The organism is Leisingera sp. ANG-M1 (genome assembly GCF_000813745.1).
Classification (GTDB): domain Bacteria; phylum Pseudomonadota; class Alphaproteobacteria; order Rhodobacterales; family Rhodobacteraceae; genus Leisingera.
This window is the reverse complement of the sequence record NZ_JWLC01000042.1, coordinates 1-5,492: the sequence shown is the minus strand read 5'-3', so window position 1 is coordinate 5,492 and position 5,492 is coordinate 1. Positions and strand designations below refer to the sequence as shown.

General features: G+C 66.4%; 6 protein-coding genes. 1 reads left to right on the top strand and 5 read right to left on the bottom strand.

Annotated features, from left to right (window positions below; all coding sequences use genetic code 11):
- From RA19_RS25070 to RA19_RS25050, 5 genes are all read right to left on the bottom strand, one after another.
- The coding region (locus RA19_RS25070) for an aldehyde dehydrogenase (protein WP_039168504.1) at positions 1–1,376 on the bottom strand (1,376 nt) is incomplete at its 3' end.
- Positions 1,377–1,404: 28 nt separating this feature from the next.
- The gene (locus tag RA19_RS25065; RefSeq protein WP_039168502.1) at positions 1,405–2,442 is read right to left on the bottom strand and encodes an LLM class flavin-dependent oxidoreductase; all 1,038 of its coding nucleotides are present in this window, start codon (positions 2,440–2,442) and stop codon (positions 1,405–1,407) included.
- Positions 2,442–3,377, bottom strand: coding sequence for a flavin reductase (locus tag RA19_RS25060; RefSeq protein ID WP_039168499.1), 936 nt, complete (start codon positions 3,375–3,377; stop codon positions 2,442–2,444). Before RA19_RS25060 ends, RA19_RS25065 begins: the two co-directional genes overlap by 1 nt.
- The gene (locus RA19_RS25055) at positions 3,374–4,210 is read right to left on the bottom strand and encodes an alpha/beta fold hydrolase (protein ID WP_052262062.1); all 837 of its coding nucleotides are present in this window, start codon (positions 4,208–4,210) and stop codon (positions 3,374–3,376) included. The genes RA19_RS25060 and RA19_RS25055 overlap by 4 nt, the downstream gene beginning before the upstream one ends.
- Positions 4,182–4,784, bottom strand: coding sequence for an amino acid synthesis family protein (locus RA19_RS25050; RefSeq protein ID WP_039168496.1), 603 nt, complete (start codon positions 4,782–4,784; stop codon positions 4,182–4,184). Before RA19_RS25050 ends, RA19_RS25055 begins: the two co-directional genes overlap by 29 nt.
- A gap of 108 nt (positions 4,785–4,892) precedes the next feature.
- Here RA19_RS25050 and RA19_RS25045 point away from each other — a divergent pair.
- Positions 4,893–5,492: GntR family transcriptional regulator (locus RA19_RS25045; protein WP_039168507.1), on the top strand; the 600-nt coding region annotated here is incomplete at its 3' end.

Below are 5,492 nucleotides of genomic sequence, written 5' to 3'. Positions count from 1 at the left end.
AGGCCGCCTTCGCGGCCGTGGCCGGAGAGGCCGTGGCCGCCGAAGGGGGCGATGGGGCTGACGGCGCGGTAGGTGTTGACCCAGACGATGCCGGCGCGGATGGCGCGGATCATCCGGTGGGCGCGGGTGAGGTCGCGGGTGAACAGGCCCGAGGCCAGGCCGAAGGCGGTGTTGTTGGCGATCTCTATCGCTTCCGCTTCAGTCTCAAACTCCACCACCGACAGCACCGGGCCGAAGAACTCGGTTGTCAGGCAGGGGGCGTCCGGGGCGTCCGAGCAGTCCAGCACTGTGGGCGGGAAGTAGAAGCCGTCGCGCTCCAAAGCCTCACCGCCGGTGACCAGTTTTGCGCCCGCCTTGAGCGAGGCCCCGATCAGCGCTTCAGCGTGCTGGCGCTGCTTTTCGGTGCAGAGCGGGCCGACTTCGGTGGCCATGTCACCCGGGGCGCCGATCACCACCGCTTCGGCCTTTTCCTTGAGCCGGGCCAGGAAGGCGTCTTTGATGCCTTTCTGGATCACCAGGCGGGAGCCTGCAACGCAGCTTTGCCCGGTGGCCGCGAAGATGCCCGACACCTGCGCGTTCACGGCGCTGTCCAGATCGGCGTCGTCAAAGACGATGAAGGGCGATTTGCCGCCCAGCTCCAGCGAGGTGGAAGCGAGGTTTTCGGCCGAGTTGCGCACGATGTGGCGCGCAGTCTCCGGCCCGCCGGTGAAGGCCACATGGGCCACGCCCTGGTGGCTGGTCAGCGCCGCACCCGCCTCGGGGCCGCCGGTGATCACGTTGAGAACGCCTGCCGGGAAGCCCGCCTGTTCAAAGATCCGGGCAAATTCCAGCATCGGCGCCGGGGCTTCCTCGGAGGCCTTCAGCACCACGGTGCAGCCCGCCGCCAGCGCCGGGCCGATTTTCACAGCCGACAGGAACAGCTGCGAGTTCCAGGGCACGATGGCGGCCACCACGCCCACCGGCTCGCGGCGCAGCCAGACCTCCATGTCGGGCTTGTCGATCGGCAGATGGGCGCCCTCGATCTTATCGGCAAGGCCTGCGTAATAGCGGTAGTATTCCGCCACATAGGCAATCTGCGCCGAGGTCTCGCGGATGATCTTGCCGGTGTCGCGGGTCTCGAGCTCTGCCAGCCTGGGGGCATGCTCCGCCACCAGATCAGCAAGCCGCATCAAGAGCTTGCCGCGCTGGGTGGCACTCATCCCGGCCCATTCGGGAGAGAAGAAGGCAGCCTCCGCAGCCCGCACCGCCCGGTCCACGTCTGCGGGCGATGCGGCCGGCATCCGCGCCCAGGGTGCGCCGGTGGCCGGATCAAGGCTTTCGAAGCTGGCGCCTGCATCCTCGAAGGTGCCGCCGATATACTGCTGGAAAGACTGCATCCCAGGATCTCCTTATTGGAAGGCCGCTTTACTGGAAGGCGGGCATCACATCCGTGATGAAGCGCTCAAGCGAGGCCTTCTTGCGTTCAAACGGCATGCTCGAGTCGATCCAGAAGGAATACTCGTCATAGCCAAGCGCCTCGTATTTCTTCAGCCGTTCGATCACCGCCGCGGGCTCGCCGATCACCAGGTCGCGCTCCATTGCCTCGGGGGAATAGAACGGATGCGCGGCGATTTCCTCGTCCGTCAGCGGCTCGATCAGGCCTTGCGTGACCTCGCGCTTGTTCATGAACCAGGCGCCGAAGTAGCAGTAAAAGCGGTTCAGCTCCTCTGCCGCCTGTTTCACATCAGCAGCGCTGTCCGCCACATAGGTGTGCTGCAGCAGCATGATTTTGGGCCGCGGCACCTCGCTGTGCTTTGCGCAGGCCGCGTTGAACTTGCCCATCAGCTCTTCGATCTCGCCGTCGCCCTGCCACAGCGGCGTCACTTGCACGTTGCAGCCATTGGCCACGGCAAATTCATGGCTGTTGGGATCGCGCGCCGCCACCCAGACCGGGGGGCCGCCTGCCTGCACCGGCTTTGGCGACGAGGTGGTCTTCGGGAAGGAGTGGAATTCGCCCTCCTGCGCGTAATCGCCCTGCCACAGGCCTTTCACCGCCGGGATCAGCTCGCGCATGCGCTGGCCGGCCTCCCAGGCGTCCATGCCCGGCATCATCCGCTCGTATTCAAAGGAATAGGCGCCGCGGGCGATGCCAAGATCCAGGCGGCCCTCGGTGATGATATCGGCCATCGCCGCCTCGCCCGCCAGCCGGATCGGATGCCAGAACGGCGCAATCACCGTACCGGTGCCCAGGCGCACGTTTTTGGTGTGGCGCGCCACGTCGATCAGGTTCAAGAGCGGGTTCGGCGCGATGGTGAAGTTCATGCCGTGATGCTCGCCGGTCCAGACCGCATGCATGCCGCCGTCATCAGCGATTTTGCACAGCTCGATGAACTCGTCATAAAGCTGCTTCTGGTCGTCGCCTTCGGAGATCCGCTCCATATGCGCAAAAAGGGAAAATTTCATCAGGTCTCGCTCCCTGCCCCGCCCCCGGCGCCAACAGGGCGCACCTCTCCGCGGGTCTGGTTTCCATAATACACCCCGAAGTTGCCGATCCGGGCCTCACTGGCAAACCGCTCCAGCATGGTGCACATGGCGGCGTCGCCGATGTCCATCAATGTGGTCTGGGTGAGCTCGGTGAAGGCTCCTCGCGCCGGCGTGCCCCCGGCGGATTGGCATAAAAACGAGATGTGCTGATGTTCGCGCGCTTCATCTTCGTAGACGGAGTAAATGAACCCCGCCCCGGCTTCGACGCCGCTGTCCGCAATCAGCTTGGCCAGCGCCGCCGAGGCGCCCTCCTTGCCGACCCGCACTTCCGGCAGCGTCAGCTTGCCCTGTTCATTGCCCAGCAAGAGCACCTTGCCCTCATGCTCAATCAGCGCCGAGACAATCAGCTTCGCGCCTTGGGCCAGCGCCTCGGCTTCCGCTGCGGGCGTCACATAAGCGCCGCGGGCATAGCCCAGGCCCGGCGCAGGCGAGGTCTCAAACGCCTCCACCTTGCCGATCAGGATCAGGTGGTCGCCCGCCTCCACCCGGTTGTGCATTGAACAGTCGAACCAGGCCGAGACGCCCGCCAGCACCGGGCTGCCCGCCGGGCCCTGCTGCCAGCTGACGGCAGCAAAGCGGTCCTCGACAGGGCGGGCAAAAGTGTTGGAGACATCCTTCTGGTCTTCTGCCAGCACATTGACGGCGAAGCCCTCCGCCTGATTGAAGGCATCGTAATTGCTGGAGGAATTGGCCAAGCAGACCAGCACCAGAGGCGGGTCCAGCGACACAGAGGTAAAGGAATTGGCGGTGAAGCCGATCGGGTTGCCGTCCGCATCCTGCGCCGTCACCACGGTGACGCCGGTCATGAAGGTGCCAAAGGCATTGCGCAGGGCGCGCGGGTCCATATCGCTCATGACGTCTCCCTTTCCTCAGCCGTGCCTGCAACCGGCGCCGCCAGCCAGTCCTGCAGCGCTGCGTTGACCGCCTCCGGGGCGGTCAGATTGACCATATGCCGGTGGCCTTCGATGACAACAGCGCGGCCCCGCGGCGCCGCTGCCGCCATCGCCTCAGCCATTTCCGGCGTCGAGTTCGGATCGCCATCGCCGGTCAGCGCCAGCAGCGGGCAGGTGATGCCCGCAAAGCCATCCGCATAGGTGCTGTCGCCATGGGCAAAGGCGGTATAGGCCGCCGCGTAGCCTGCCAGGTTCACATCCGACAGCCATCCGGCCACCTGCGCCCGCGCCGCCTGGTCGGCAGCACTGTCTCCGAACCAGCGCGTCAAAGGCGTTTCCAGGTCGAAACTGCCAGCGCGGATCTCGCCCGCGCGCGCCGCAACCGCCGCCCGCGCCGCCTCCGAACGGCGGAACACCCCGTTCAAGAGCGCCGCCCGGGCCACGTTCCCGGGATGGCAGACCGCATAGCCGCCGGCAATCAGCGCCCCCATCGAATGGCCCGCCAGGCAGACCGGCCCCAGCTCCAGCGCCGTCAGCACCCCGTGCAGCCAGGCCACATAGTCCGGCAGCTCCGGCGCACCCGGCAGCGGCGCGCTGCCGCCATGGCCGGGCATGTCCAGCGCAATCACCTCATGGGCTTGCGCAAAGGCCTCGATCTGCGGGCCCCAGGCCGCCGCCTGCATGCCGACCCCGTGGATCAGCACCAGCGGCGCGCCGGTCCCCGCCCGCAGGCCGGTGACCGGGCCAGCCACCGGGCCGGAGGGGTCAGACAGCTGCAGGATTGTCGACATCATGGCCCAGGTCCTTCAGGTCCTGATAGCGGTCGCCGATGCGGTGATGCGGGCGGCCGCCGATCGAAGCGCCAAGCGCGATCACAATCTCGTCCGGCCCCGGCGCATCCGCCACCGACAGCTGGATGGTCAGGTAATGGCTGCGCTTGCCGCCGTCGTTCTTGTCCATCAGCGGGATCTGCAGCGGCGCATTCGCAGGCCCGCGGGTGTTGGTGAAGGCCAGGTAGGACTTCGCCCCCACCGCCTCGCGGAAATGGTTGCCAAAACGCAGCGTGTGAATCAGCGCCGAGGCATGCTCGACCTCGCCGTTCACCCCCACAATCGCCGATTTGCCGTAGCCCTCGACCTGCTCGCCGCCGCCAGCGGCCTCCAGGATCATCGCGGTCAGCTTCTCGCCCAGACCCGGCGCGCAGTCATGGATCGCCGGCCGCAGGTCCTCGACAAAGCCCTGCCCGGCCCAGGGGTTTTTGATCACCGCCACCGCGGCAATCATCTTCAGCGGCTGCGCGGCAGCCTTGCCGCCCTCGATCAGGGTCTCTTCAACATGCAGCAGCGTCTTGCGGATCTCTGCGGGCATCGGCGCCTCTTTCCTGTCTGATTCCAGTTGCCGTAATATGGTATACCATAAGCCCGTATGTCAATGCTCCCTTGTTCCGCCCCCGCCGGGCTGCTATCCGGGATAGTCATGAACAGCCCGGTAATGAGCAAAATCGAACAGCCGCCGCAGACCCTGCGCGACATCGTTCAGGAGCGGATGCGCGAGGCGATCATCGCAGGCCAGTTCGCCCCCGGCGAACGGCTGGTCGAGCGCCCCTTGTGCGACCAGCTGGGCGTCAGCCGCACCGTGGTGCGCGAGACCATCCGCTATCTCGAGGCCGAGGGCCTGGTCGAAATCCTGCCCGGCAAGGGCCCGATCGTGGCCCGGCTCAGCTGGGACGACGCCCGCCAGATCTACGACATCCGCCAGATGCTCGAGACCGCCGCCGCCGCCGAATGCGCCCGCAACATGACGCCGGAGCTGGCCGCCGCGCTCAACGCCGCGCTAGAGGATCTGCAAACCGCCGTGGCCGACGGCCTCCCCGGCCCCATGCTGGCTGCCGCAACCGAGTTCTACCGCCTCATCTTCGGCGGCGCAGGCCACAACGTCGCCTGGGAAATCACCCAGCGCCTCAACGGCCGCATCAGCCGCCTCCGCGCCGTGACCCTCTCAACCGAAAACCGCCAAAAACCCGGACCCGCACACATGAATGACATATGCAAGGCAATCGTGTCAGGAAATGCCGGC